Genomic DNA, 3,406 nt, shown 5'->3' with positions numbered 1-3,406 from the left:
TCTTCCTCAACATCTCGAAGCGGGAGCAGAAGAAGCGGTTCATGGATCGCCTCGACAACCCCGACAAGCACTGGAAGTTCGAGATGGGCGACCTGCACGAGCGGGCCTTCTGGGATCAGTACCAGGAAGCGTTCGAGGACACGCTCACGCACACGAGCACCGAGTGGGCGCCCTGGTGGGTCATCCCGTCGGACAACAAGTGGGTGTCGCGCGCCCTCGTATCGGCCATCCTCACCGAGTCGATCCAGGGCCTCGGCCTCAAGCCCCGCAAGATGTCTCCCGCGCAACTCGAAGTGATCGACGAGGGGCGGCGGCAATTGCTCGCGGAGCCCTAGCATGCGGGCGGTGGCGGCCGTCGTGCTGCTCGCGGTCTCGGCGACGCTGGTCGCCCGGCAGGACGACCGGGCCGCCGAGGGCATCGCCCGCCAGCTGGCGCAGTCGTTGGGGTTGACCGAGGCGCAGGTCGCCGCGGTGCGGCGTGGCGAGGACGTCGAGGTCGACGTACGGCCATCGGTCGACCGCGAGATCGCCGTCGCCGGCGCCGTCCGCGTGGCCGCGCCGGCGGCGCGGATGATCGAGGTGATGCGCGACGTCGAGCGCCTCGAGCAGGGAGGGGGCTTCCTCGCCACGCGCCGGATTTCCTCGCCCGCGACGCTCGACGACATGGCAGCGCTGCGGCTGCCGGCGCAGGACGTCGCCGACCTGCGCCGCTGCCGGCCCGGCCGCTGCGAGGTCAAGCTGGGCGACGGCGCGTTCTCGGCACTGGCCGCCATCGACTGGCGAGGGCCAGACGCGGAGGCCGAGGTGCAGGCGCTGGCGCGGCGGATGGCGGTGGAGTACGTCGAGCGGTACCGCGCCGGCGGCAACCAGGCACTCGCGATCTACCAGGATGCGGAGCGGCCGACCTATGTCGCCCACGAGCTCGAGGACATGGTGCGGCGGTCTGCCGTGCTCTCCGGGGCGCTGCCCGAGGTGTCGGCGTACCTGCTGTCCTACCCCCGGACGCGCCCGCCAGGGGCCGACGACTTCTTCTACTGGTCCATCGCGCAATTCGGGCTCAAGCCCGTGGTGCGCATCAACCACGTGGTGAGCCATCCGGCCAGCCGCCCCGATGGCCTCCAGGGCGTGGTCACCGTCAAGCAGCTCTACGCCAGCCACTACTTCCACGCGGCGCTCGAGGTGCGGGCCCTGGTGGACGACCCGGAGCGCCCGGGGGCGGGGCATTACCTGATGGTGCTGAACCTGGCCAGGTCCGACGGCCTCACCGGCCTGATGGGCGGGATCGTGAAGAAGAAGGCCAGGGAGGGCGCCCGCAAGGGCCTGCAGGCGGCGCTGCGCGGGATGAAGGCGCGCGCCGAAGGGCGTTGAGGCATCAAGGGCACAGGGCTCAAGGCTCAGGGCTCAGAAAGCATTCCGAGAACTGAATCCTGAGCCCTGAACCCGGTACCCGGTACCCGGTACCCGACCCTGCTACCGCTCCAGCGCCGGGTCGCGCGTCGGCGTGGTGCGCTGGACGCCGACGAGCGTCCAGCCCGAGGCGTCGCGACGGAAGTGGAGGCGCACCGGCTGCTGCCAGGCGGGGTAGGTGGTGCTGGTGCAGGTGAGCTCGACCTGCACGAAGCTGCCGGGCGTCGAGCCGAGGCCGGCGGGCGCCTGGAGTCGGGCCTCGGCCTGGCTCGACGACTCGCCGAACGGCGTGGCGGTGCCGGTGGCGTTGTCGAAGCGGGCCCAGCGCGCCGTGTATCCCGTCGTCGTGTTGGGGAGGACGCGGCTGCGCGTCGCCTCGTTGACGAACGTGAGCGAGCCGCCGGCGTCGAGCGCGAAGTCGGCCAGCGGCGCGATGGCCGCGTAGTAGGCCTGCCCGATGCGGTCGCGGCGCTGCATCAGCACCGCCGCGAGTTCGTTGGCCGCCGCCGGGTCGCTGAGCCGGCCCACCTTGACCAGCTCGCGAATCATGTCGTCGGAGAACGCCATGACGCGCCGCGCGGCCCAGAACGTGTCGTCGGCGCGGGCATTGCGGATGGCGGTCGTCGGCACGCGCGGCACCCACGCCTCCGGGACGAACGCCTCGGCGCTGAAGCGGCCGATCTCCGGGTACTCGTTGTAGGGCACCGTCTGCCACGGCTTGATGGGCAGGCCGAAGAGGAAGCGCTTGAGCGTGAGGTCCTTCTCGAAGAGGTACTCGTAGCCCTCGTCCCACTCGCGCGGGCCGAGCGCCCCGGTGCCGAACGTCGAGCCGACGTCCTGCAGGTAGTGGCGGACGATCTTGCGGCCGTTCTCGCGCGTCTCGAGCACGTCGAGCGTGTTGCCGGCCTTCATGTCGACCAGGTTGGTCCACGCGCCGAACACCTTCAGCGCGCGCAGCACGCGGCGGTGCTCGTGCGGGATCGTGTCGTTCGGGTCGTCAGGGCGGGTGCCGGTGTACTTGAAGCCGCCGAGCGGCTTGCCGTCCACGCCGCGGCTGGCGAGCATGCGGTAGCTGCCATCGGCGTCCTTCGCCGCGTTGTCGAGCACGCGCTGGAGGTCGGCCTTGTCGAGCCTGCGCGTCTTGCCCGACGGCGTCTCGACGAGGGCCTTCTCGCCGATGTCGAGGTCGTCGAGCTTCAGCCGACCGAGGTGGTACTCGACCTGCCAGTACCCGAGGGCCCAGAACAGCCGGTTGGCGATCATCGACGCCGCGCTGGCCGCCCCGGGGTACTTCGTGGCGTCGAACTGCACGAACCACAGCACGTTCTTGCTGTCGCGCAGCACGAACCCCGGGCTCACGCCCGCGGGCTTGGCGCGCACCACCGTGAAGCGGCCCGGGGCCGGCCCGTCGTGCGTCACCGGGCCACGCGCGAGCGCGTCGGCGGTGAGCGTCGTGCCCGGCACCCGGTTGGTGAACCACTCGGAGTCGGGCACCTCGTCGGCCGTGTTGACGTCCATCGCGCGCACGTCGCGCAGGTCGCCGGGCCGGGCGAAGAGGTTGAGAGCCAGGTCGTACGAGAGCGGGATGTCCCACTCGGCCACGCCCGAGGCGTCCTGCGACGAGGGCTCGCGGCGGATCGGGTCGTCGGGGAAGTAGGTCGGCCCGGCGGCGCGCGTGCCGAGCGCAGCGCTGGAGGCGACCAGGGCGAGCAGGGCCGCGACGCGGGCGCGGCGGCGGAGCAGCGAAGGGGTCGTCATCGGCATCCTCCTCAGAACGGGGCCGACGTGGAGAAGACGAAGCGGAGGCCTTCGTCGCCCTTGGCCAGGTCGAGGCGCAGCACGGTGGCGCCGGGGGTGTGAAAGCGGATGCCGACGCCGTAGTTGGTCTTGAGGTCGCGCCAGGCGAGTTTGTCGAACTCCGCGGCAACGGTGCCGGCGTCGAAGAACAGGGCCATGTCGATGCCGAGGCGGTTGGGGAACCAGCGCAGTTCGGCGCTGC

Annotated in this window: 3 protein-coding genes and 1 pseudogene; 2 read left to right on the top strand and 2 right to left on the bottom strand. The window is 71.3% G+C overall.

Annotation, left to right across the window (positions count from 1 at the left end; translation table 11 throughout):
• Both ACIRDX_RS21905 and ACIRDX_RS21900 read left to right on the top strand, forming a co-directional pair.
• A pseudogene (locus ACIRDX_RS21905) lies at positions 1 to 335 on the top strand (polyphosphate kinase 2 family protein); the annotation flags it as partial.
• A 10-nt stretch (positions 336 to 345) separates the two neighbouring features.
• Positions 346 to 1,368: a hypothetical protein gene (locus ACIRDX_RS21900; RefSeq protein ID WP_396627544.1), complete on the top strand. Its 1,023-nt coding sequence runs from the start codon at positions 346 to 348 to the stop codon at positions 1,366 to 1,368.
• Positions 1,369 to 1,470: 102 nt separating this feature from the next.
• Here ACIRDX_RS21900 and ACIRDX_RS21895 read toward each other — a convergent pair whose 3' ends face one another.
• A complete protein-coding gene (locus ACIRDX_RS21895) occupies positions 1,471 to 3,165 on the bottom strand; it encodes a hypothetical protein (RefSeq protein ID WP_396627543.1) in 1,695 nt (564 codons plus the stop codon).
• An 11-nt stretch (positions 3,166 to 3,176) separates the two neighbouring features.
• Positions 3,177 to 3,406 (bottom strand): BamA/TamA family outer membrane protein (locus tag ACIRDX_RS21890; protein WP_396627542.1); only part of this gene is annotated, 230 nt, incomplete at its 5' end.

Source organism: Luteitalea sp. (assembly GCF_044337415.1).
Taxonomy (GTDB): Bacteria; Acidobacteriota; Vicinamibacteria; order Vicinamibacterales; family Vicinamibacteraceae; genus Luteitalea.
This window is presented reverse-complemented; position numbering and strand designations above follow the sequence as displayed.

Excerpts from the sequence above, each read along its gene's own strand:
- ACIRDX_RS21895 (WP_396627543.1), bottom strand. The coding sequence starts at position 3,165 with ATGACGACCCCTTCGCTGCTCCGCCGCCGCGCCCGCGTCGCGGCCCTG.